The organism is Sphingopyxis sp. Soil_C_28, assembly GCF_057657055.1.
This window is the reverse complement of sequence record NZ_JBDGJE010000001.1, coordinates 1,406,601-1,428,674: the sequence shown is the minus strand read 5'-3', so window position 1 is coordinate 1,428,674 and position 22,074 is coordinate 1,406,601. Positions and strand designations below refer to the sequence as shown.

At 63.7% G+C, this 22,074-nt stretch carries 18 protein-coding genes; 9 read left to right on the top strand and 9 right to left on the bottom strand.

Annotated elements, in window-relative coordinates; all coding sequences use genetic code 11:
* Positions 1-3: 3 nt before the first annotated feature.
* The 5 genes from AC3A43_RS06735 to AC3A43_RS06715 form a co-directional block, all read right to left on the bottom strand.
* The gene (locus tag AC3A43_RS06735) at positions 4-1,176 is read right to left on the bottom strand and encodes a sensor histidine kinase (RefSeq protein WP_487791743.1); all 1,173 of its coding nucleotides are present in this window, start codon (positions 1,174-1,176) and stop codon (positions 4-6) included.
* Positions 1,177-1,270: 94 nt separating this feature from the next.
* Positions 1,271-2,731 carry an MATE family efflux transporter gene (locus tag AC3A43_RS06730; RefSeq protein ID WP_487791742.1) on the bottom strand — a complete coding sequence of 487 codons (1,461 nt, stop codon included), beginning with the start codon at positions 2,729-2,731 and terminating at the stop codon, positions 1,271-1,273.
* Complete coding sequence (locus AC3A43_RS06725; RefSeq protein WP_487791741.1) at positions 2,728-3,216, bottom strand: hypothetical protein; 489 nt, start codon at positions 3,214-3,216, stop codon at positions 2,728-2,730. The genes AC3A43_RS06730 and AC3A43_RS06725 overlap by 4 nt, the downstream gene beginning before the upstream one ends.
* Positions 3,213-5,948: a valine--tRNA ligase gene (locus AC3A43_RS06720; RefSeq protein WP_487791740.1), complete on the bottom strand. Its 2,736-nt coding sequence runs from the start codon at positions 5,946-5,948 to the stop codon at positions 3,213-3,215. Before AC3A43_RS06720 ends, AC3A43_RS06725 begins: the two co-directional genes overlap by 4 nt.
* Positions 5,949-6,096: 148 nt before the next feature.
* Positions 6,097-8,163, bottom strand: coding sequence for a S9 family peptidase (locus AC3A43_RS06715; RefSeq protein WP_487791739.1), 2,067 nt, complete (start codon positions 8,161-8,163; stop codon positions 6,097-6,099).
* Between the two features lie 186 nt (positions 8,164-8,349).
* On the opposite strand from AC3A43_RS06715, the gene AC3A43_RS06710 reads away from it, so the two are divergent.
* Positions 8,350-9,021 (top strand): HPP family protein, encoded by a 672-nt coding sequence (locus AC3A43_RS06710; protein WP_487791738.1) that lies wholly within the window; start codon positions 8,350-8,352, stop codon positions 9,019-9,021.
* A gap of 5 nt (positions 9,022-9,026) precedes the next feature.
* Here AC3A43_RS06710 and AC3A43_RS06705 read toward each other — a convergent pair whose 3' ends face one another.
* Together AC3A43_RS06705 and ypfJ are read right to left on the bottom strand one after the other, a co-directional pair.
* Positions 9,027-10,310, bottom strand: coding sequence for a metal-dependent hydrolase family protein (locus tag AC3A43_RS06705; RefSeq protein WP_487791737.1), 1,284 nt, complete (start codon positions 10,308-10,310; stop codon positions 9,027-9,029).
* On the bottom strand, positions 10,283-11,188 hold the full coding sequence (gene ypfJ, locus AC3A43_RS06700; RefSeq protein WP_487791736.1) for a KPN_02809 family neutral zinc metallopeptidase: 906 nt from the start codon (positions 11,186-11,188) through the stop codon (positions 10,283-10,285). The genes AC3A43_RS06705 and ypfJ overlap by 28 nt, the downstream gene beginning before the upstream one ends.
* Before the next feature lie 152 nt (positions 11,189-11,340).
* Between ypfJ and AC3A43_RS06695 the strand changes: the two genes are divergently transcribed.
* The 5 genes from AC3A43_RS06695 (at position 11,341) to AC3A43_RS06675 (ending at position 16,316) form a co-directional block, all read left to right on the top strand.
* Positions 11,341-12,498: a patatin-like phospholipase family protein gene (locus AC3A43_RS06695; protein WP_487791735.1), complete on the top strand. Its 1,158-nt coding sequence runs from the start codon at positions 11,341-11,343 to the stop codon at positions 12,496-12,498.
* 27 nt (positions 12,499-12,525) lie between these two features.
* On the top strand, positions 12,526-13,311 hold the full coding sequence (locus AC3A43_RS06690) for a 3-hydroxybutyrate dehydrogenase (RefSeq protein ID WP_487791734.1): 786 nt from the start codon (positions 12,526-12,528) through the stop codon (positions 13,309-13,311).
* Positions 13,312-13,382: 71 nt separating this feature from the next.
* Positions 13,383-14,027: a DUF4893 domain-containing protein gene (locus AC3A43_RS06685; RefSeq protein WP_487791733.1), complete on the top strand. Its 645-nt coding sequence runs from the start codon at positions 13,383-13,385 to the stop codon at positions 14,025-14,027.
* Positions 14,028-14,049: 22 nt separating this feature from the next.
* A complete protein-coding gene (locus AC3A43_RS06680) occupies positions 14,050-15,375 on the top strand; it encodes an amidohydrolase (protein ID WP_487791732.1) in 1,326 nt (441 codons plus the stop codon).
* 116 nt (positions 15,376-15,491) lie between these two features.
* Positions 15,492-16,316, top strand: coding sequence for a helix-turn-helix domain-containing protein (locus tag AC3A43_RS06675; RefSeq protein WP_487791731.1), 825 nt, complete (start codon positions 15,492-15,494; stop codon positions 16,314-16,316).
* A gap of 203 nt (positions 16,317-16,519) precedes the next feature.
* On the opposite strand, the gene AC3A43_RS06670 is transcribed toward AC3A43_RS06675, so the two are convergent.
* Positions 16,520-17,287 carry a crotonase/enoyl-CoA hydratase family protein gene (locus AC3A43_RS06670; protein WP_487791730.1) on the bottom strand — a complete coding sequence of 256 codons (768 nt, stop codon included), beginning with the start codon at positions 17,285-17,287 and terminating at the stop codon, positions 16,520-16,522.
* A 243-nt stretch (positions 17,288-17,530) separates the two neighbouring features.
* On the opposite strand from AC3A43_RS06670, the gene AC3A43_RS06665 reads away from it, so the two are divergent.
* Complete coding sequence (locus AC3A43_RS06665; RefSeq protein WP_487791729.1) at positions 17,531-17,725, top strand: DUF465 domain-containing protein; 195 nt, start codon at positions 17,531-17,533, stop codon at positions 17,723-17,725.
* A 70-nt stretch (positions 17,726-17,795) separates the two neighbouring features.
* Entirely contained in the window at positions 17,796-18,782 is a 987-nt protein-coding gene (locus AC3A43_RS06660) for a TerC family protein (RefSeq protein ID WP_487791728.1), read from the top strand.
* Positions 18,783-18,931: 149 nt separating this feature from the next.
* Here AC3A43_RS06660 and AC3A43_RS06655 read toward each other — a convergent pair whose 3' ends face one another.
* Complete coding sequence (locus AC3A43_RS06655) at positions 18,932-20,524, bottom strand: isocitrate lyase (protein ID WP_487791727.1); 1,593 nt, start codon at positions 20,522-20,524, stop codon at positions 18,932-18,934.
* 137 nt (positions 20,525-20,661) lie between these two features.
* Between AC3A43_RS06655 and AC3A43_RS06650 the strand changes: the two genes are divergently transcribed.
* Positions 20,662-22,050, top strand: a complete 1,389-nt coding sequence (locus AC3A43_RS06650) for a helix-turn-helix domain-containing protein (RefSeq protein ID WP_487791726.1) — start codon at positions 20,662-20,664, stop codon at positions 22,048-22,050.
* Positions 22,051-22,074: the final 24 nt, after the last annotated feature.

The window sequence follows — 22,074 nt, the reverse complement described above, 5'->3', positions numbered from 1 at the left end:
CGTTCAGCAGGCCTCCCGTGCCTGTGGCAGCCACAGCGACACCACGAAGCCGCCGCTGTCTGATTTGCCCCATTCGCATCCGGCGGCGGGTCCATAGCGTGTCAGAAGACGTTCGCGGACATTGCCGAGGCCAAGGCCGGTGCCCGAAGCGGGAGCCGGCGCTTTGGGGTCGATGTCGTTCTCGATACGCAGCACCAGCAGGCCGTATTCTGCGCTGGCGTGCAGGCGGATCGCGATCTTCCCCTTGCTGGGCGCCACGCCATATTTGATCGCATTTTCGATGATCGGTTGCAGGATCAGGACCGGGACGCAGGCGTTTTCGAGTTCCTTTGGCATCGTCACCTCGACCTGCAGCCGGTCGGGGAAGCGCGTCTGCTCGATATCGAGATAGAGACGTTGTAGCGCGATTTCCTCGTCGAGGCTGACGAGCTGTTCCGGATCGACGGCGAGGCTCGAGCGGAGGAACGACGACAGGTTCATGATCATCGTTTCGGCTTCGCTCTTCGACCCCTTGAGCACCAGCGTCGAAAGCGAATTGAGCGTATTGAACAGGAAGTGCGGGTTGACCTGATAATGCAGCGCGCGAAGCTGGGCATTCTTCGCTTCCATCCGGAAATGATTGGCGCGCCGTTCGAGTGCGCGCATCTCGTTGGCATAACCGAACGCCACATAAAGCGCGGCCCATACGGCGAAGAAGAAATACCAGCGGATCGAGCTGTCGAGGATCAGCATCGTCTCCCACGCGACCGGATATTTCGACTGCATCTCCTCGATGATCTTGGCGCTGTCGGAGACGGGAAACCAATAGTAGAAAACCAGCAAATTGACGGTCGCGTAGACGATGACGAGCGGGACCGCGGCGCCAAGAGCCGCCGCCAACCGGGCGCCAAAGCTTTGCGGCTGGGCGCGCTGGAGAAGCTGATAGAGGACGAAGGTGCACAAGATGCCTGCGACCACGACGATCGCACGGCGTCCGGCGGAAGGCCATTGTTCGGCGACGCCGGTCAACATCGCAAGCCCCGAGGTGATCAGGAAATAGATGACCCACATGGCGATGATCGATCCGATCGCTACGCGCGGATTGACGCGAGCGTCGGAGGCGCGCCAGTCGGGCGCCGCAGCCAGCATTTTTGCACGCTGGTCACGCAGCGCATCCTTGCGGTTTGTCATGTTCATTGGCGCTGCTTTAACGCGAAAGGCGGCGTCAAGGCTAGCGGGCACCGGGCCGCCAGTCGAAGCTGCGCGCGCCTTGGTCGAAATCCGGCGCCGGCTACCGCGCAGGTTCGGGCAGCGCGCGGCGCCAGTTGCCGCGTTTGTATATCGCCCACGCCATCGCCAGCGAAGCGAGCGACGACAGCGGAAAGCTCCACCAGAGGATATCGCTGCCGATCACCGGATAACCGAAATAATAAATGCCGAGGCGGATCGGGAACATCGACAGGAACAGGATGACCAGCGGCGGCACGACCGAGCCGTTCGCGCGTAGCGTGCTGATCAGGACGATCGTCGTGCCGAAAGGCAGGAAGGTCCAGGTCGCAATCAACTGGATGTTGCGCGCGACGTCGATCGCCGGGCTGGCGCCGCCGAGGAACAGCGCGAGCGCGGCGCGGTCGAACAGGAGGAGGAGGCCGATGAGAATGCCGGTCATCGCGAGGTTGATCGCGACGCCGCTGTTCGTCACCGACGACACACGATCCCAGCGCCCGGCGCCGATATTTTGCGCCGCCATCGAACTTACCGCGGCGCCGATCGCGAGCGCGGGCATCTGGATGTAGTTCCAGAGCTGCAATGTCGCGCCATAAGCCGCGGCGGTCACCAGCCCCTCCCGGTTGACCAGCCCGACCATGACAAGCCCGGCGCCCGAGATGACGAGCATCTGCGCGCCCATCGGCAGGCCGCGGCCGATGATGAAGCGAAGCTCGCTCCATTTGGGAACGAGGTAAGACAGTTCATGACCGCGCAGGCGCAGCACATGGTTTTTGGCATAGAACCAGGCGATCATGCCTGCGAGGCTGATCGTGCCGGCGACTGCGGTGGCGAGCGCGCTGCCCGCGATACCGAGGCGCGGGAAGGGGCCGAGGCCGAGGATCAGGACGGGGTTGAACACGATATCGAGCACGACCGCGAGGATCATGAAGCGTAGCGGCGTCACCGCATCGCCAGCGCCGCGCGAGGCCATCATCAGCGTGACCGACAGCATCGAAGCGGGCACGGCGAGGAAGGTGACGCGGAGATAATCATGCGCGAGCGCGAACGCTTCGGTCGGGGTTTCGAGCCAGCGCAGGATCTGATCCGACGCGAACCAGCCGAGGATTGCGATGATGACCGAGAAAATCAGCGCAAGGCCGATCACGCCACCCGTCGCGCGGCGCGCCGCATCGATATCGCCGCGGCCCATCGACTGCCCGATCAGCACGGTTGCCGCCATGCCGAAACCGAAGAAGGCACCGAACATCAGGAACATGATGATGTTCGCATTGGCGGTTGCGGCGAGCGCGCCTTCGCCGAGGAATTGCCCGACCCAGATCGAGTTTACCGATCCCGACAGCGTCTGGAGGATGTTCGACGCGAGCGTCGGCAGCGCGAAGATGATCAGCGTCTTGGTGATCGGCCCGCTGGTCAGATCCATCCGCCCGCCGTCGCGCGCGGTCTGGCGTGGCAAGACAGGTCCGGCCGCCGGATCGGCGGCAGCCGCAACCGGCGTTGGCGTGACGGGGATTTCTTCGCTCATGTCGGACCCCCGCTGAGATCGCCGACACATTGGAGTTCCGGGTCCTTCGTTGCCATGCGATCGAGTGCGGCGGTCTGTTTTGTAATGCCCGGAACAAGAGCGTCGGGCGCGATTTGATAGGTTTGGATCAGCTTCAACGCCCATCCATAATGACGCGCGCCGGCGACGCAACTGTCGCTGCCGCCATCGCCTTCGGCCCAGACTTCGCGCCAGCCGGATTTTCCATCGCGGGTCAGGATGATCTTGAAACCGCCGATAAGGCCATTGTCTCCCTCGGCGTAAGCGATGGCGCGGTCGCCGCTGTGCCATATCCGGAGATGGCGAAAAGTGAAGCGCGCATCCGGGTGCCACCGCAACGCCCGAATGACGGCCGTGCGTTCGGCGCTGCCAACCGCGGGAGTATATGGGGTCGCTGGCTTGGCCGCGAGTGGCGCGGCGATAAGCATCGCCATTGCCGCAATCGGGGCCTGCCAGCGTGAGATCATCCCAGCCGCGCCAACGCGGCGGTCAGTCGATCGGCCTCGGCTTCCTTGGCCGCATGGTCGGCGCGTGCCTTTTCGACGGCTTCGGGCTTGGCGCGCTCGACGAACGACGGGTTGTTCAGGCGTCCGGCAAGGCCGTCGCGCTCCTTCGCCGCGGCGGCGAGCGCCTTGGTCAGGCGGTCACGCTCGGCGGCGATGTCGATCACGCCTTCGAGCGGCACGGTGATCGTCTCGCCCTCGACGACGAGCTGCGCCGAGGCGCCCGCGGGTGCGGGATCGAAGCTGATCGCTTCGAGACGCGCGAGGCGGTCGAGCTGCGCTGCGAGCTTATCGGCGCGGCCTTTGAGCGAAGCCGGAAAATGCGCGGTCAGGCGTGCACCCGGTGGCAAGCCGAGTTCGGCTTTCGCCGTGCGCAGCTCGCTGACCAGCTTGATTAACCAATTTACATCTTCAACGGCCTCTTGGGTCACCGTTGGCGAGAAAAACTTGTTCGCATTATCCAAAAGCGGTGGCTCGACAGTCTGCGTCGCTGCCGATTCGGGCCATTTCGCGGTGATCAGCGGATAGTCTGCGCGGTCGCCAAGGCCCGTCCACAGCTCTTCGGTGATGAAGGGCATGAAGGGGTGCAGCATGACAAGGATCTGGTCGAGCACCCAGCCGGCGACGGCCTTGGTCTCGTCGTCGATCGCGCCCTTGATCAGCTCGAGATACCAGTCGCAGAAGCGGTCCCACGCGAAACTGTAGATCGCATTCGCGGCTTCGTCGAAACGATAATCCGCAAGCGACTTGTCCATCGCGGCGACGGTCGCGGCGACCTCGCCGATGATCCAGCGGTTGACCGGCAACGTTGCGGTTGGGGCTTCGAAGCTGGTCGAAGCCGAAATGCCATTGGCTTCGCAGAAGCGCGCGGCGTTCCACAGCTTCGTCGCGAAATTGCGATAACCCGCAAGGCGCGCGTCATCCATCTTGATGTCGCGGCCCTGGCTTTCCATCGCCGCCATGAAAAAGCGCAGCGCGTCGGCGCCATATTGGTCGATCAGCCCGAGCGGGTCGACGACATTGCCCTTCGACTTCGACATCTTCGCGCCATCGGGCGCGCGGACGAGGCCGTGGAGATACAGCGTCTTCCACGGCACATCGCCCATGAACTCCATCCCCTGCATCGCCATGCGCGCATCCCAGAAGAAGAGGATGTCGAAGCCCGAGATGAGGACGTCGTTGGGATAGTGGCGTTTGACGAGGTCGCTGTCCTCGGGCCAGCCGAGCGTCGCGAAGGGCCAGAGGGCGGAGGAGAACCAGGTGTCGAGGACGTCTTCGTCACGTTTGAGCATGACGCCTGCACCGGCTTCTGCCTGTGCTTCCTCTTCAGTCTCGGCGACGAAGATGCGGCCGTCTTCGGCATACCATGCCGGAATCCGGTGCCCCCACCAGAGCTGGCGCGAGACGCACCAGGGCTGGATATTCTCCATCCAGTTGAAGAAGGTCTTTTCCCACGTCTTGGGGACGATATTGATCCGCCCGTCGCGCACCGCAGCCATCGGCGGCTGCGCGAGCGTTTCGGCGTCGACATACCATTGATCGGTCAGCCAGGGCTCGATCACCACGCCGCCGCGATCGCCAAACGGCGTCTGGATCGTGCGCGGCTCGGCGTCATGCTCGCCGCCGTCCTTGTCGGTGTGCGGGATCAGGAAGCCCGCTTCCTTCATCCGCGTGACGACGAGTTCGCGTGCGCCGTCCGTGCCGTCGCGCTTGAAGCGGTGGAGGTCGAGATATTCCGCGGGGATCAGCCCGTCGGCGGTCTGGATGACATTCGCGTCGCCATCCAGCATGTTGAGCATCTCGCCAGCCTTGAAGCCCGCGCGCTTGCCGACGTCGAAGTCGTTGAAATCATGGCCAGGCGTGATTTTCACCGCGCCCGAGCCGAGTTCGGGATCTGCGTGTTCGTCGGCGACGATCGGGACGCGGCGTCCGGTGATCGGCAAGGTCACAAACTTGCCGATGACGCTTTGATAGCGCGCATCATCGGCGTTCACTGCGACCGCCATGTCGGCGAGCATCGTTTCGGGGCGCGTCGTCGCGACCTCGATATAATCGCGCCCGTCATCCAGCGTCACGCCGTCGGCGAGCGGATATTTGAAGTGCCAGAAGCCGCCTTGGATCTCGTGCGTCTCGACCTCGAGATCCGAGATCGCGGTCTTGAGCTTCGGATCCCAGTTCACGAGGCGCTTGTCGCGGTAGATCAGGCCCTTTTTGTGGAGGTCGACGAACACCTTGACCACCGCGGCGGTGAAATGCGGGTCCATCGTGAACTGTTCGCGGCTCCAGTCCATCGAGCAGCCGAGGCGGCGGAGCTGGCCGGTGATCTGGCCGCCGCTTTCGGCCTTCCACTGCCACACCTTGTCGATGAAATCTTCGCGGCTGTAATTGGTGCGCTTGTCCTGCCGCGCCTCCAGCTGGCGCTCGACGACCATCTGCGTCGCGATGCCGGCATGGTCCATGCCGACGACCCACAGCGCGTCCTTGCCGCGCAGCCGTTCGTAGCGGACGAGGACGTCCTGCAACGTGTTGTCGAGCGCGTGGCCGATGTGCAGCGCGCCGGTGACGTTCGGCGGCGGGTTGACGATCGTGAAGGGTGTCGCGTCGGGACGCGACGGGCGAAACAGCCCGCGGCTTTCCCACTCATGGGCCCATTTCGCCTCGATAGCGGCGGGATCGAATGTTTTTTCCATCGGCATAGCCGGGCGCCTTTGCCAGCCGGGGGGCGAGGCGGCAAGGGGGAACCCATCCCTCGTTCGTCATGCCGGACTTGATCCGGCATCCATTCCGCGGTCGCAGAGATGGACCCCGGATCAAGTCCGGGGTGACGAACGAGAGGAAAGCCGCTTATTTCTTCAGGTGGCTGCCCATCCAGCTGAACACCGTCTGGTGCCACTGGACACTGTTCGCGCCCTTGAGCACCCAATGATTTTCGTCGGGGAAGACGAGAAGCTGGCTCTCGACGCCGCGGCGCTGGAGCGCGGTGAAGGCGGCGAGGCCCTGGCTGTAGGGTATGCGGAAATCCTTTTCGCTGGTGATGACCAGCATCGGGGTCTTCCACTTCGTCACATGATTGACCGGGTTCCACTTTTCGGGATCGGTGCGCTCCCACCAGGGGCCGCCATGATCCCATTCGTCGAACCACAATTCCTCGGTTTCGAACGCCATCGCGCGAAGGTCGAAAACGCCGTCGTGCTGGACGAGGCATTTGAAGCCGTCGGTCCACTGGCCCGCGATCCAGTTCATCATATAACCGCCGTACGACGCGCCGAGCGCGCAGGCGTTGTTCAGGTCGAGCTGGGGATCCTGCTTGCCCGCCGCGGCGAGGCCGAGCTTGAGGTCTTCGAGCGGTTTCCCGCCCCAATCCTTGTTGATGCTGTCGGTGAAGGCCTGACCATATCCGGTCGAGCCGTGGAAATCGACGGTGACGACGCCATAGCCTTGCTGCGCGAACAGACGTGGATTCCAGCGCGTCGACCAGCTGTTGCCGAAGCTGCCCTGCGGTCCGCCGTGGACGATGAAGGCGACCGGCAGCTTCTGGACCGGGCTGACGGGTTTCAGGATCATGCCCCAGACCTTGTCGCCGTTCGCACCGGCGAACTGGATGCGGTCGAGTTCGACGGCGTCGAATTCGGCAAGCTTCGCGGCATTGATCGCGGTGATTTGCTTCACCTTGCCCTTGGCATCGCGAACGAAAAGATCGGTCGGCGCAAGTGCGGTGTTGCGCGAATAGAGAAGTCCGCCGCCGGCAAGCGGGGTAACGTCGCCGATATTGCCTTCGAACGCCTCGGTCGTGGCTTTGAGCTTCTCGACCTTCCCGGTGGCGGTATCGACGCGGAACACCGGATGCTCCAGCGTATCCTGCGCGGTGACGAGCAGCGACTTGCCGTCAGCCGCCCAAGCGATCGAGGCGACCGAGCGGTCCCACGCGTCAGTCAGCTTCTTCGTTTCGCCGCTTTCGAGGTTGCGTAGCATCAACACCTGCCGGTCGGCCTCATAACCCGGCCGCGCCATCGCGGCATAGGCGAGCCATTTCCCGTCGGCGGACGGGGTGGGCAGGGTGTCGGTCGCCTGATTGTCCTGCGTCAGATTGGTCGGCATCATCCGGCTGTCGACCAGCCAGCTATAGATATCGAGGTTCGTCGAGGTCGGCTCGTTCTTGTCGGCCTTGCGCAGGGTGAAGAAGACGGTGCGGCTGTCGGCGCCCCAGGCGAGTTCGCTGCCGTCGCCGAAAGGCTTCGACGGGCTGTCGCCGGTCAGGCCGGCATCGACGGCGCGGTCCATTGTCGCCTTGCCGTCCACCAGATTGAAGACGAAGGGGCGGCTGTAGGTGCCGGGGGTTTCCCAGCTATCCCAATGACGGACGAAGCCCGCACCATCCTTGTAGAGACGGCCGCTGCCGGGGCCCGTCAGCGCGCCCTTGTCCTTGGCATCGCAGCCGAAGCTGGTGCATTCGCGCGGCACGTCGCCCCAGACGAGCAGCTTTGTGCCGTCGGGCGAGATTTTGAAACCGGCGACCTCGGCTTTTGCGCTGGTGACCTGCGTTGCGGCAGTATTCGCTTTCAGATCGATGCACCAGACCTGGTCGCCGCCCGATGCGTTCGAGATAAAGAAGAGATTGCCGTCCTTGTCGAACGCGGGTGCGGTCTCATTCTTGCCCGCGGTGTCGGCGATCGCGACCGGCTTTCCGTCCTTTGCATTGCGGTCGACGAGCCACAGGCCGGTCGAGCGTTTGTACGTCTCACCCTCGGTCTCGGTCATCTGAAATACGACCCAGCGGCCGTCGGGCGACGCAGTCGGCGCAGCAACGCGCTTCAGCGTCGCAAGGTCGACTTCGGTCATCGGCCGGGCGAAAGCGGGGGTCGAAAGGGCGGTGGCGAGCGCGATCGCGCTGCAAAGGAATTGGTTTCGCATGAAAGCGGTTTAGCGATGCCGCGCGCACGTTCAAGCGCGAACGCGAGCCGGTTCGGGGGCGGGCAACAATCTGGCTTGCGGACCCGCAATTAAACCTCTCTGGCTGCGCGGCTCCAAAGGTCGCATCGCGCTCATCGTGAAGCGAGAAGATTGCGCATGTTTCGGACCATATTGAACAGAAGCCGCTTGTTCGTACCACTGCTGGCAGGGGCGAGTCTCCGCGATCGCGTGATCGCCAGCATCGGGGCCGTGCTCGGGATCGGCTTTGTCGGCGTGCTCTGCGTCGCGCTATTCCCCTCGTCGATCCCCTGGATCGTCGCGCCGATGGGCGCATCGGCGGTGCTGCTGTTCGCCGTCCCCGCCAGCCCGCTTGCGCAACCGTGGTCGATCGCCGGCGGCAATGTCGTCTCGGCGATCGTGGGCGCTGTGGTCGCGCAAATCATTCCCGACCCGGCGATTGCCGCCGCGGTGGCCGTTGCGGGCGCGATCCTGACTATGTCGCTGCTTCGCTGCCTGCATCCGCCGGGCGGTGCTGCGGCACTCAGTGCAGTGCTCGGCGGTTACGCGTTGTTTTCGGCGCATGTGGTCGATTTTCTGATCGTCGTGCTCGTCAATTCGCTGCTGCTCGTCGCGATCGGGTTGATATTCCACCGTTTTTCCGGCCACTCCTATCCGCACCGCGCCAAGCCCGTCGAAGGCAAGGCGCTTGCTACGGCACCCTCTTCGGGGCTGCTGATGGGCGATATCGACAAGGCGCTCGACGACCTAGGCGAAACCTTTGACATCAGCCGTGAGGATCTCGCGCTGCTGCTGGAGCGTGCTGAGCTTCACGCGACCGAGCGAAGCAAAAAGCAATAGCAAGCCTATCGCACCAGCGCGCCGCCCTTCATCACATGGTCGATCTTTTCGAGCACGCCGATGTCGGCGAGCGGATCGGCCTTCACCGCGACAAAGTCTGCATAGCGGCCGGGAACGATCGCGCCGATATCGTCGCGACCCATTTCGACTGCCGCGCGGCCGGTGGCCGACTGGATCGCCTGCATCGGGGTCATTCCATATTTGACCATATTGCGGAACTGGCGCGCGTTGAGGCCATGCGGATAGACCCCCGCGTCGGTCGCATAGCCGATGCTCACCCCAAGCTCGACCGCACGGCGGAAGGCGGCGCGCTGGGTATCGGTCGTCTCGCGGTTCTTTCGCAGATATTCCTCGGGCCAGCCCTCTTTGGTGCCGACATCGTCGATATAGGTGCCGTTATAAATATCCATCGCGAGCCAGGTGCCGTGCTTCTTCGCAAGTTGCAGCGACTCTTCGTCGGCGAGGCTCGCATGCTCGATACTGTCGACCCCGGCGCGGATCGCATTCTTTATGCCCTCGGCGCCATGCGCGTGCGCAGTGACGCGCTTGCCGCGGGCGTGTGCGACCTTGACGACCGCACGTAGATAATCCTCGCTCAGCTCGACCGCACCGGGTTCGGTGCCGATCGCGAGCACCGCGCCGGTGGCAATCGTCTTGATGAAATCGGCGCCATGGTCGAGCAGATAGGCGGTTTTCTGCGCCGCCTCTTCGGGCGTAGCTGCAACGCCGAGGCGCATGTCGGGCGGCAACTGCTCGTTCGGGACGACGCCGTTCAATTCGCCGCCGCCCTTTGGGATCGTGACATAAGCGCCAGCGACCCACATGCGCGGTCCCGGCACGTCGCCGCGCTCGATCGCGTTACGCAGCGTCACGTCGGTGAGGCCCCGATAGGTACCGACGTCGCGAACGCTGGTGAAACCGGCATCGAGCGTGACCCGCGCGTTGCGCGCGCCGACGAGCGCGGTTTCGGCGGGCGAGGCCTTCATCGGCGCGGCGAGATCGGCGCTCTGGCCAAGGTCGGCGAGGTGGGTGTGGAGGTCGATCAGACCGGGCAGGACCGTGAAATCCGACCAGTCGAGCCGCGTCGCGCCCTCGGGCGTTGCTCCGCATGGCCCGACCGCCTTGACGCGTTCGGCGACGACCGTGATGCACTGCCCGGTGCGCACGTCGCTGGAGACGCCGTCGATCAGCCGGCCGGCTTCGATATAGAGCGTTTCGGCCGATGCAGGCGCCGCGGCGAGCGCCGCCGCGATCGCCGCGATCAGTTGGCCGCGGCGAACGCGTCGCACTGGCGTGGATCCCCCGATTGCAGGCCGCGGCGCAGCCAGTTCATGCGCTGCTCGCTTGTTCCATGGGTAAAGCTTTCGGGGACCGGACGCTGGCCCGCCGAACGCATCAGCGTATCGTCGCCGATCGCATTGGCGGCGCGCATCGCTTCTTCCATATCGCCGGCCTCCATAACGGGCTGGCCGGCGCTGTTCTTGGCGCGCGCGGCCCACACCCCGGCATAGCAATCGGCCTGAAGCTCCATGCGAACCTGCAACGCATTGCCCTCGGCTTGCGAGGCGCGCTGCTGGGCGCGGCGAACCTGGTCGGAAATTCCGCTGACCGTCTGGATATGATGGCCGACTTCATGCGCGATCACATAGGCCTGCGCCGCGTCGCCAGCGGCGCCGAACTTCTGGTCGAGCTCACGGAAGAAGCTGGTGTCCAGATAGACGCCCTGATCGGCGGGGCAGTAGAAGGGACCCATCGCTGATTGCGCCGCGCCGCAGCCAGACCGGTTGGATTCGGTGAAGAAATTGAGCGTCGGCTTTTGATATCCATTGATCAGCCCGCCCCAAACGGTGTGCGTCGATCCAAACACGTTGCAGGCAAATCGCTCGGATTCGGTATCGCACGCCACATTCGCACCGCCGCGGCTATCGGCAGCCGGATCTGCCGTGCCGCTTCCGCTGCTCAGCATGTTCGCGCCGGGGCCGAGAAGGAAAAAGGCGACCGCGCCAATCAGCAGAATTGTGCCGCAGCCCATTTTACGCCCGAGCAGCATCGGAAGAAAACCGATCAGCAGCCCGCCGAGTCCGCCGCCTCCGCCGCCACCGAAACCTCCGCCGCTCCGGCCCAGATCGCGAATGTCGTCGCCGGGATCATAATCGTCGAGGCGCATGGGGCTTCTCCACCGGTAAATCGTCGTTTCGCCCCGATAGTTACAGCAGCGCCGGGCAATTGGAAGGGGCTTCGCATATAATCGAGCCATTGCAATAGGCTGTGTTGCAGTGCACAAATCGCTCTCCGCCAATTTGAGGTTTTCCCGAGTCCATGCCCCGTCGCGCTGCCCGTGCCGCATTGCCCTTGCCCGACCTCGTCGTCCTTGTTCTTCAGGGCGGCGGTGCGCTCGGTGCGTTTCAGGCCGGCGTGTATGAGGCGATGATCGAGCTTGGTATCGAACTCGATTGGGTCGCGGGGATTTCGATCGGTGCAGTGAACGCGGCCATCATCGCCGGCAACGAGCGTGACCAGGCGGTCGGAAAGATGCGGACCTTCTGGCAAGGCGTGTCGTCGGCGCTGCCCTCGCTGCCGACCATCGACAACGACTGGGCGCGCGAGTGGACGCATATGGCGGCGGCGGCGCAGGTGACGGCGTTCGGCGTGCCCGGCTTTTTCACCCCGCGCTTTCCGCCACCCGCCTTCGCGACGCGGCAGACGCCCGAGGCTGTCAGCTTTTACGACACCGCGCCGCTGGTCGAGACGCTGAACCGGCTGATCGACTGGGACCGGGTGAATAACGGCAAGGTGCGGCTATCGGTCGGTGCGGTTGCGGTCGAGACAGGAAATTTCCGCTATTTCGATACGCAATCCGATACGATCGACGCGCGGCACATCCTCGCCTCTGGCGCGCTGCCGCCCGGCCTGCCGCCGGTCGAGATCGACGGTACCTGGTATTGGGACGGGGGGCTCGTGTCGAACACCCCGCTCGAACATGTCGTCGAGGCGGGGAAAGAGGATATGCTGGTGTTCCAGGTCGACCTGTTCCCCGCGCGCGGGGAACGACCGCACGATATGGAAGAGGCATGGTCGCGCGAGAAGGACATCCGCTACTCCAGCCGCACGCGCCGGATTTCGGATGGTCTGGTGCGCCGGCGCAAGGAACATCGGCTGATCGACCGGTTGCTCAAGAAGCTGCCACCGGAGTTTTCCGACCTGCCCGAGGCCAAGGCCGTGCGCAAAATGGTCGACAGCAAGGCACTCAACGTCGTGCAGTTGGTCCACCAGCCGCCGGCGTGGCAGACGGGCGCGCGCGATTTCGAATTCTCGCGATCGACGATGGAGGTCAATTGGGCCCTCGGCCGCGATGCGGTCGAGGCGGCGATGAAGGACGGCCACCTGCTCGCCGACAGCATCGCCGAGGGGCGGTCGGACAGTTTTGCGGTGCAATCGAATGCATTGCGACCAAAGATCATCCCCGACGTTTCCTGACTCTCCCCCACCGAAAGGACCCAATCCATGCGCCTCACAGGAAAGACCGCCCTTGTCACCGGATCGACTTCCGGGATCGGGCTCGGCATCGCGAAGATATTTGCTGCCGAAGGCGCGAACATCATCATCAACGGCTTTGGCGACGCCGATGCGATCGAAACCGAGCGCAACGGACTGGAGGCTATCAGCGGCGGCACAGCCGCTTATGACGGCGCCGACCTGACGAAGCCCGAGCAGATCGAGGCGATGTTCCAACGCGCCGATGCGGATTTCGGAGGCGTCGATATCCTCGTCAACAATGCGGGGATGCAGTTCGTGTCGCCGGTCGAGGATTTCCCGCCCGAAAAATGGGACATGATCATCGCGCTCAACCTGACCGCGGCGTTCCACACGATCCGTCATGCCGTGCCCGGGATGCGCAAGAAGAAATGGGGGCGGATTATCGCCACGGCTTCAGCGCACTCGCTCGTCGCCTCGCCGTTTAAATCGGCCTATGTCACCGCGAAGCACGGTCTGGCCGGCCTGACCAAGACGGTCGCGCTGGAAGTTGCCGATGCGGGGATCACGGTAAACTGCATCAGTCCGGGCTATGTCTGGACGCCGCTCGTGGAAAATCAGATTCCGGACACGATGAAGGCGCGTAATATGACGCGCGAGCAGGTGATCAATGATGTGCTGCTCGCCGGCCAGCCGACGAAGCAATTCGTCACGGTCGAACAGGTCGCGGCGATCGCATCCTTCCTGACGCGCGACGAGGCGGCGAATATTACCGGTGCAAATCTGAGTGTCGACGGCGGCTGGACCGCCGGGTGATGCGCTGCGGCCTTGAGCAATCTCTTTTGCCCTCCTAAGGTTAACGCAACCGGACCGGGGAGTGACGGAGAATGAGGGGTCGTACCAAGTTTATTTTAGCCCTGATGTTGGGCTCGACCGTCGGTGCGTGCCGTACGGTGCCGCCGATACCGCCTTCTGTGGCCGACGCGCCGCCCGAGACCGGCACCTGGCGCGGCACCGCGACCGTCCAGGATCAGGAGCGGATTCGCGGCTGGTACAGCAGCTGGCAGACCGCGCTCGCCGATGCGCGGGCAAAGGGCAATGGTGCCGACATCGACCGCGAAGGGGTGCTGCTGCAGCCGATGGCTGCGCTGCCGAATCCGCATCTTCCCGCAGGCGATTATCGGTGCAGGACGGTCAAGCTTGGCGCGCAGGGACGCGCGGGTCTGGGCTATGTCGGCTATGGCTGGTTTCGGTGCCGCGTCGCGCCCGAACAGGGGCTGTCCAGCCTGACCAAGATCACGGGGTCGCAGCGCCCCGTCGGTCTGATCTTTCCCGACAATCTGAAGCGGCAGGTTTTTCTCGGCACCCTCGAACTCGGCGACGAAAAGATGGCGGTCAATTACGGCAGCGACCGGATGCGCGACATGGCGGGACTGGTCGAGCGGATCGGGGACAATCGCTGGCGGCTCGTATTGCCTGCGCCCGCCTATGAATCCTTGCTCGACGTGATCGAACTGGTCCCGGCGAGCTAACGAGAAAACAGGGGAACGACGAATGCGAATTTTGCGGACGGGCGCGGCAGCGCTGGCCCTTGGCGCTTTGGGCGCCATGCCTGCAGCCGCGCAGACGCTCGGCGGCGAGGTCGAGAAGCAGATGCCGTCGCTGATGGCGATCTACAAGGACCTCCACGCCAATCCCGAACTCAGCTTTATGGAAGTGCGTTCAGCTGGCATTCTCGCCGCCGAGGCGCGCAAGCTGGGGTTCAAGGTCACCGAAAAGGTCGGCGGGACGGGTATCGTGGCCGTGATGGAAAACGGTCCCGGTCCGGTGGTTCTGGTGCGCGCCGATATGGACGGCCTGCCGGTCACCGAGCAGACGGGCCTGCCCGGCGCATCGAAGATACGCGTGACTACGAAAGAGGGCGTCGAAACCGGAGTGATGCACGCGTGCGGCCACGACACGCATATGACCGCATGGGTCGGTGTTGCGCGGCTGATGGCGGCGAACAAGGCGAAATGGTCGGGCACGCTGGTGATGATCGGCCAGCCCGCCGAGGAACGCGGCGCGGGCGCGCGGATGATGCTCGCCGATGGCCTGTACACCCGTTTTCCCAAGCCGCAATATGCGCTCGCCTTCCACGACGCCGCGCAGTTCCCCGCTGGCAAGATCGGCTATACGCCAGGCTATGCGCTTGCCAATGTAGACAGTGTTGACATATTGGTAAAAGGGGTCGGCGGTCACGGCGCCTATCCGCAGACGACCAAGGATCCGATCGTGCTCGCGAGCCGCATCGTCGGCGCGCTCCAGACGCTCGTCTCGCGCGAGATCAGCCCGCTCGACAGCGCGGTGGTGACCGTCGGCAGCTTCCACGCCGGCGCGAAGCACAATATCATTTCGGACGAAGCGAAGCTTCAACTGACCGTTCGCAGCTATAGCGATGAAGTGCGTGACCATCTGCTCGATGGCATTGCGCGCATCGCAAAGGGCGAAGCCATCGCTGCAGGGATGCCTGACGACAAGATGCCGGTCGTGAGCGTCGACAAGAATGAATATACGCCGTCGACCTTCAACACGCCCGAATTCACCGAGGAGATGGCGGCGTATCTGAAAACGAGCTTCGGCGAGACACGCGTCGTGCAGATGCCGCCGGTGATGGGCGGCGAGGATTTCAGCCGCTTCTGGCGCGAGGACAAGAGCATCAAGAGTCTTATCGTCTGGGTCGGCGGGGTGCCTCAGGCCGAATATGATGCGGCGAAGAAGGAAGGGCGCACCTTGCCGAGCCTCCATTCGCCCTTCTGGGCACCCGATGCGCCCGCCGTCATCTCGACCGCGACCGAGGCGCTGACGGCGATGACGATGAAGCTGATGGCGAAGAAGTAGCCGGAGACGCGGAAACCGCCTGGGACGACCAGCCCCGCAGTCATTACCGTAGCGCGCTGGCATTTCCCAAATAAATTGGGATGGACCTGTTCGTGAGGCTGTGGTGAGCAAGAGACATGTCGTCCAATGATCCTGCTCTCGGCTTGACCGCATGCCTCACCGACCGGGAAATGGAAATTCTGCGTCTGTTGGTCGCCGGACATACTGTGAAGACCATCGCAGCGCGCCTGGGCCGTTCGGAAACCTCGATTAACGAACGTTTGCGCTCCGCCCGCCGCAAGACGGGCGTGGGCAGCAGCCGCGAATTGGCGCGCCTTCTGGACCTCCAAAAAATTTGTGACGAAAATATCGATCTTTCGAGACAGCGCCCCAACGGGAAGGACTTGGTGCACACCGCAGCCGTCGGGGTTCGCGGTTCGAAAGGAATGATCGTCATGCTCATTGCAATACCCATGGCCGCCGCTGGATTAATGGTCGCAGCTGCTCCTTCCGCCGATCAGGCCGGAACATCGAACGCCGTTTACAGCGCCGCATCCAGGCAGCTGCCGCTGGTCGGAAGCTGGTCGCTCGACGCATCGCTCATGCCCGAAAAAGAACGCCCTCAACGGGTCACGATGACGTTCCATCCATCGCAGGACGGAAAATGGACAACGCGCGTGGAAATCGTCGCGCCGGACGGCTCCAGCAAACATTCGGAATCGACCGCGGCTCTCGATGGCGTCCCCGTACCGATCACCGGCAATATGGATTTTATCGACAGTGTTGCTCTGCGTCAGCCGGCGCCGGACACATTGGTCATGACGCTGGGCAAGGCGGGAGCGCGGGTTTCGACGCGCGTCTATACCGTCGCCAAGGATCTGAAATCCATGACCGAAACGATTGTCTGGTCTGCCGACAATCGTCAAAAACTGGAAACGACGCATTTCAATCGAATTGATTGATCGCAGGTCAGCTTCCACCGCCGGATCGCCTGGCGCTAACATACTCACTCGCCTTGACGCTCCGCGCGTTCCGCGAAGTATGGGCGTCACACGCCCGCCGATATGCCCCTCCCACTTCGGCTCCCCGGGCTTGCCCCCGGGGGGCCGCCTTGTCCCTTTTTTCCATGCGGAAAAGAGCCGCGCCGCAATGCATATCTTCGTCCTCACTCCCCCTTGAAGGCGGCGAAGCTGCCGCCGCGGCCCGCGCCTTCGGTAAAGCGCTTGGCTCCCGCCGCCGCGCCATCGCGCAAGGGGGCGATCCCGGCGTGCGCTTCGTGCGCGAGCGCGCCCTCGAAATCGAAATCCCACTGGCGATAGGCGCTCATCCGGTCGCTGTTCATGCAGATTTGCGGAAAGGCGGCGATCTGCTTTGCCAGTTTGATCGCCGCACCGAGCGCTTCGCCATCGGGAACGATACGGTCGGCAAGGCCGATGCGCTGCGCTTCGTCAGCGGTAACCGACCGGCCGGTCAGGATCATGTCGAGCGCGCGGCCTTGACCGACGATGCGCGGCAGGCGGACGGTGCCGCCGTCGATCAGCGGTACGCCCCAACGGCGGCAATAGACTCCGAATATCGCGCTGGCGGCGGCAACGCGCAGGTCGCACCAGAGCGCCAGCTCCAGCCCGCCGGCGACGGCATGCCCTTCGACCGCGGCGATCACCGGCTTTTCGAGCAGCATGCGCGTCGGCCCCATCGGGCCGGGGGCGTCGGGGTCGTAGCGCGAGGTGCCGACGGCGTTGAGGTCGAAGCCGGCGCAAAAATGGCTGTCGCTGCCAGTCAGGATCGCGACGCGTGCATTTTCGTCGGCGGCGAAGGCTGCAAAGGCGTTCCGCAGGGCGACGGCGGTATCGGGATCGACGGCGTTGCGGCGGTGAGGGCGGTCGATGGTGACGATCGTTACGGGGCCATCGCTTTCGATTAGTACGCTCATTCGAACCCTCCTCTTTCGTTCATCGCAGCGTGCCGGGACGTCGGGGGACTTGCAAGCGACGGGGCGGCGTCCTAAATAAAAGAAATGCGGGCCGGGCCCCTCTGGCGTCGGCGAGATATTTCTCGCCACGTGATGTCGGACCGCATCGGGTGACCCCGATGCTCTGGCCCTATCTCCCCCCTGTTTCCGGGGTTGCGGCATTGGCGTCACCTGCTTGATTTCTCGATCAGGAGGCCCATTTCAATGACACTCAATCCCAATCTCTACCGTCTGACTGTCCTGCATCGTCAACTCGACGATGCCGAACGCCGCGAGGTGCGCCGTCGCGGTGCCGATCCATTCCGTCTGCTGCGGCTGAAAGCGCTCAAGCTCGTGGTGAAGGAACGGCTCGCAGCCTTGACGTTGCGGCCCGCGCTGCGACCGGCGCTCGCTCGCTAATCCGACATAATCGAAAATCGAGTGCGCTGCCGAAAGGCGGCGCGCTCGGCATATCCAGGGAATAGATATCATGGAATTTCTGTTTGCCGACTGGCTGGGCACCCCGGCCTGGTTCTGGCTGTCCTTCATCGCGCTCGTGATCGCGCTCACCGCCTTCGACCTTGGCATCCTCAACAAGGAAAACAAGGAGATGGGGATTGGCGAGAGCCTGAAGCTCTCGGCGCTTTATATCGGTATCGCGACCGCGTTCGGCGCTTGGGTGTGGGCCGCCAAAGGCGGCGAGGCGGGTCTTCAATATTATACCGGCTTCTTCATCGAGAAGGCGCTGTCGATCGACAACATCTTCGTCATCTCGCTGATCTTCACAACCTTCGCGATCCCGCCGCGCTATCAGTATCGCGCGCTCCTTTGGGGCATCGTCGCGGTGATCGTGCTGCGTGGCATCATGATAGCGGGCGGCGCGGCGCTGGTCACCGAATATGGCTGGCTGCTCTATATTTTCGCGGCGTTCCTTGTGTTTACCGGCGTGAAGATGCTGTTCGCGAGCGAAAAGCCGATGGACGTGAAGGGCAACCCGGTGGTCAAATGGTTGTCGCGCCGAATGCCGATCACAGAGAAATTGCACGGCGAGAAATTCTTCGTCCGGGTGCCCGATACGAAGACCGGAAAGATCGTGCTGGCCGCGACGCCGCTCTTCCTCGCGCTCGTCGTCATCAACCTCGCCGACCTCGTCTTCGCGGTCGACAGCGTGCCTGCGATCTTCGCGATCACAACCGACACCTTCATCGTCTACACGTCGAACATCATGGCGATCCTTGGCCTGCGTGCGCTCTATTTCGCGCTGTCGGCGATGGTACACCGTTTCCATTATCTCAAATATGCGCTCGCGCTGGTGCTCATCTTCATCGGGTCGAAGATCTTCGTCGCCGACTTCGTTCTGGACGGCGCGAAGTTCCCGCCTCTCGTCAGCCTAGGTGTCACCGTGGCCTTGATCGCAGGCGGGATCATCTGGTCGCTGGTCAAGACGCGCGAAGAGGGCGCGGCGTTGCCGCAATAAAAAATGTCCGCCGGAGGCCTTGCGGCTTCCGACGGACAGGCTTTCCTCCCCAGGAAAGCTCGGGTGGCGCGGGGCGATCTGTGCAAGGCGCCCCGCGCCAAGAGGGAAGGCGCGGGGGTTGCAACGGGGCCCCGCGCCAAGCTCGTGTGTTAAGCGGCGAACTGATTCATCGTATTGTCTTTGCCTGCGGCCTTGAGGGCCGCTTCGCCGGCGAAATACTCTTTATGATCGTCGCCAAGGTCGCTGCCCGACATATTCTGGTGCTTGACGCAGGCGATGCCCTGGCGGATCTCGGCGCGCTGGACGCCCTTGACGTAACCGAGCATCGCTTCGTCGCCGAAATATTCCTTGGCGAGATTGTCGGTCGACAGCGCTGCGGTGTGATAGGTCGGCAGCGTGATCAGGTGATGGAAGATCCCGGCCCGCTTCGCCGAATCGCGCTGGAAGGTGCGGATACGGTTGTCGGCTTCGTCGCCCAGCGCGGTGCCGTCATAATCGACGCTCATCAGCTTGGCGCGGTCATAGGCGCTGACGTCCTTGCCGTCCTTCTCCCATGCGTCGAACACCTGCTGGCGGAAGTTCAGCGTCCAGTTGAAGCTTGGCGAGTTGTTGTACGCGAGCTTTGCATTGGGGACGACTTCGCGGATGCGGTCGACCATGGAGGCGATCTGTTCGATGTGCGGCTTTTCGGTCTCGATCCACAGCAGGTCGGCGCCGTTCTGCAAGGACGCAATGCAATCCATGACGCAGCGGTCTTCGCCGGTTCCGGCGCGGAACTGGTAGAGGTTCGAGGGCAGGCGCTTCGGACGCACCAGCTTGCCGTCGCGGTTGATCAGGACATCGCCGGGGTTCCCCGCGCCCTCGACTTCTTCGCAATCGAGGAAGCTGTTATACTGGTCGCCGAGGTCGCCGGCTTCCTTCGAAAAGGCGATCTGCTTGGTCAGGCCAGCGCCAAGGCTGTCGGTGCGCGTCACGATGATGCCGTCCTCGACGCCGAGTTCCATGAACGCGTAGCGGCAGGCGCGGATCTTCGCGATGAAATCCTCGTGCGGCACGGTGACCTTGCCGTCCTGATGGCCGCACTGCTTTTCGTCCGAGACCTGATTCTCGATCTGGAGCGCGCAGGCGCCAGCTTCGATCATCTTCTTGGCGAGCAGATAGGTCGCCTCGGCATTGCCGAAGCCTGCGTCGATGTCGGCGATGATCGGCACGACGTGCGTTTCATGATTGTCGATCGTCGACTGGATCTGCTTCGCCTTGAGTTCGTCGCCTTCGGCGCGCGCGGCGTCGAGATCGCGGAACAGCATGCCGAGTTCACGGGCATCGGCCTGGCGGAGGAAGGTGTAGATTTCCTCGATCAGCGCCGGGACGCTGGTCTTTTCGTGCATCGACTGGTCGGGCAGCGGACCGAATTCGCTGCGCAGCGCGGCGATCATCCAGCCCGAGAGGTAGATATAGCGGCCCTTGACGGTGCCGAAATGCTTCTTGATCGAAATCATCTTCTGCTGCGCGATGAAGCCATGCCAGCAGCCCAAGGACTGGGTGTAGTTCGCGGGATCGGCGTCATAGGCGGCCATGTCGGCGCGCATGATGCGCGCGGTGTAACGGGCGACGTCGAGGCCGGTCTTGAACTTGTTCTGGGCGCGCATGCGGGCGATGCTTTCGCCGCTGATGCCATCCCATGTGCCGTCGTAGTCGCGGATGAGGCGGCCTGCCTGCGCCATGTCTTCCTGATAACCCATCGTCTTATCCTTGTGCGGAGGTGATGGGTGGAAGTTGGCGAAAGTGTCGCGGAAAGTGAAAAGCTTTGTCAATAATATTTGTGAAATATGGCCGATAGGTGTAAATCAGGCTGTAAATTAGTAAAGAAAGTTACAAAATGGCGGAGCGGCGAGTGTTTGCAGGGCCGGCGGTGCGCAAAGTGCGGCGCGAAGCCGGCATGACGCAGGCGGCGATGGCCGAGGCGCTTGCCATCTCGCCGAGCTATCTCAATCTGATCGAGCATGGCCAGCGGCCGCTGAGCGCCACGGTGATCGTCAAGCTGGCCGAACGCTTCGGTTTCGACGCGGCGAAGCTGGGTGCCGAGGATGTGCCGGGCGGGCTTGCGGGGCTGCGGCGGCGGCTGGGCGATCCACGCTTTGCCGACCTGGGGATCGGGGCGCAGGAGGTCGAGGAGTGGCTGCAGACCGCGCCGGCGACTGCCGCCGCCTTTGCGCGACTGTTCGACGAGGCGCCTGAAGGGCGCGCGGAAGGTGAAGGCGATGCGCCCGAAGTTGCCGCAGTGCGCCGCGCGATCGAAAAATGGCGCAACCATTTCCCCGATCTCGACGCGCGCGCCGAGGAACTGGCCGACGAGCTGCGGCTTGCGGGCGGTGACCTGTACGGCACGATTTCCGAGCGGTTGCGCACGCGGCACCAGCTCGGCATCCGCATCCTGCCGAGCGATGTGATGCCCGACCGGCTGCGCTGGCTCGACTGGCACGCGCGGCAATTGATGCTCAACGAATTGCTGCGCCCTGCATCGCGGACCTTTCAGGCGGCGGCGACGCTGGCGCAGATCGAGGCGAAGGCCGAGATCGATGCGCTCGTCGCGGGCGCGGAATTCGCCGAGACGGCGGCGGCCAAGCTGTTTGAGCGCCACCTGATCCAGTATTTCGCCGCGGCGCTGATGATGCCGTACAGCCGTTTCCTGCGGGCGTGCGACGCGACGGGATATGATCTGCTGCTGCTCCAGCGGCGTTTCGGCGCGGGCTATGAACAGGTCGCGCATCGGCTGACGACGCTTCAGCGCGTCGGGGCGCGCGGGCTGCCTTTCTTCATGCTGCGGATCGACCGCGCGGGGCAGGGGTCGAAGCGTTATGCCGGGGCGAGCCAGTCGCCGCTGGTCGATGGCGACACACGCTGTCCTTTGTGGGGCGTTCACGAAGCCTTTGCGCGGCCGGGCGAAGTGATCGCCGACCTGGTCGAGCTGGAGGACGGGTCGCGCTGGTTCACTCAGTCGCGCAACGTGGCCGCCCCCGGTTCGACCGGCAGCGGCACGCCGGCACGCTTCGCCGTATGTGTCGGGGTTGACGCGAAGGTCGCCGCGCCGCTGATCGCGGCGCGCGGGATCGACCTGATGCGCAGTCCCGCGACGCCGATCGGGCTTGGGTGCCGGCGCTGTACGCGCACCGGCTGCGTCCAACGGTCGATGCCGCCGCTTGGCCGCCCGTTGCGCTTCCGCGAGGGCGAGCGCGGTGTCAGCGCGTTCGATTTCGCGGGCGACTGATTCTCCGTTCGGCGCAAAGTCCGC

Excerpts from the sequence above, each read along its gene's own strand:
- AC3A43_RS06735 (WP_487791743.1), bottom strand. The coding sequence starts at position 1,176 with ATGAACATGACAAACCGCAAGGATGCGCTGCGTGACCAGCGTGCAAAA.
- AC3A43_RS06730 (WP_487791742.1), bottom strand. The coding sequence starts at position 2,731 with ATGAGCGAAGAAATCCCCGTCACGCCAACGCCGGTTGCGGCTGCCGCC.
- AC3A43_RS06725 (WP_487791741.1), bottom strand. The coding sequence starts at position 3,216 with ATGATCTCACGCTGGCAGGCCCCGATTGCGGCAATGGCGATGCTTATC.
- AC3A43_RS06720 (WP_487791740.1), bottom strand. The coding sequence starts at position 5,948 with ATGCCGATGGAAAAAACATTCGATCCCGCCGCTATCGAGGCGAAATGG.
- AC3A43_RS06715 (WP_487791739.1), bottom strand. The coding sequence starts at position 8,163 with ATGCGAAACCAATTCCTTTGCAGCGCGATCGCGCTCGCCACCGCCCTT.
- ypfJ (WP_487791736.1), bottom strand. The coding sequence starts at position 11,188 with ATGCGCCTCGACGATTATGATCCCGGCGACGACATTCGCGATCTGGGC.
- AC3A43_RS06695 (WP_487791735.1), top strand. The coding sequence starts at position 11,341 with ATGCCCCGTCGCGCTGCCCGTGCCGCATTGCCCTTGCCCGACCTCGTC.
- AC3A43_RS06690 (WP_487791734.1), top strand. The coding sequence starts at position 12,526 with ATGCGCCTCACAGGAAAGACCGCCCTTGTCACCGGATCGACTTCCGGG.
- AC3A43_RS06685 (WP_487791733.1), top strand. The coding sequence starts at position 13,383 with ATGAGGGGTCGTACCAAGTTTATTTTAGCCCTGATGTTGGGCTCGACC.
- AC3A43_RS06680 (WP_487791732.1), top strand. The coding sequence starts at position 14,050 with ATGCGAATTTTGCGGACGGGCGCGGCAGCGCTGGCCCTTGGCGCTTTG.
- AC3A43_RS06675 (WP_487791731.1), top strand. The coding sequence starts at position 15,492 with ATGTCGTCCAATGATCCTGCTCTCGGCTTGACCGCATGCCTCACCGAC.
- AC3A43_RS06670 (WP_487791730.1), bottom strand. The coding sequence starts at position 17,287 with ATGAGCGTACTAATCGAAAGCGATGGCCCCGTAACGATCGTCACCATC.
- AC3A43_RS06665 (WP_487791729.1), top strand. The coding sequence starts at position 17,531 with ATGACACTCAATCCCAATCTCTACCGTCTGACTGTCCTGCATCGTCAA.
- AC3A43_RS06660 (WP_487791728.1), top strand. The coding sequence starts at position 17,796 with ATGGAATTTCTGTTTGCCGACTGGCTGGGCACCCCGGCCTGGTTCTGG.
- AC3A43_RS06655 (WP_487791727.1), bottom strand. The coding sequence starts at position 20,524 with ATGGGTTATCAGGAAGACATGGCGCAGGCAGGCCGCCTCATCCGCGAC.
- AC3A43_RS06650 (WP_487791726.1), top strand. The coding sequence starts at position 20,662 with ATGGCGGAGCGGCGAGTGTTTGCAGGGCCGGCGGTGCGCAAAGTGCGG.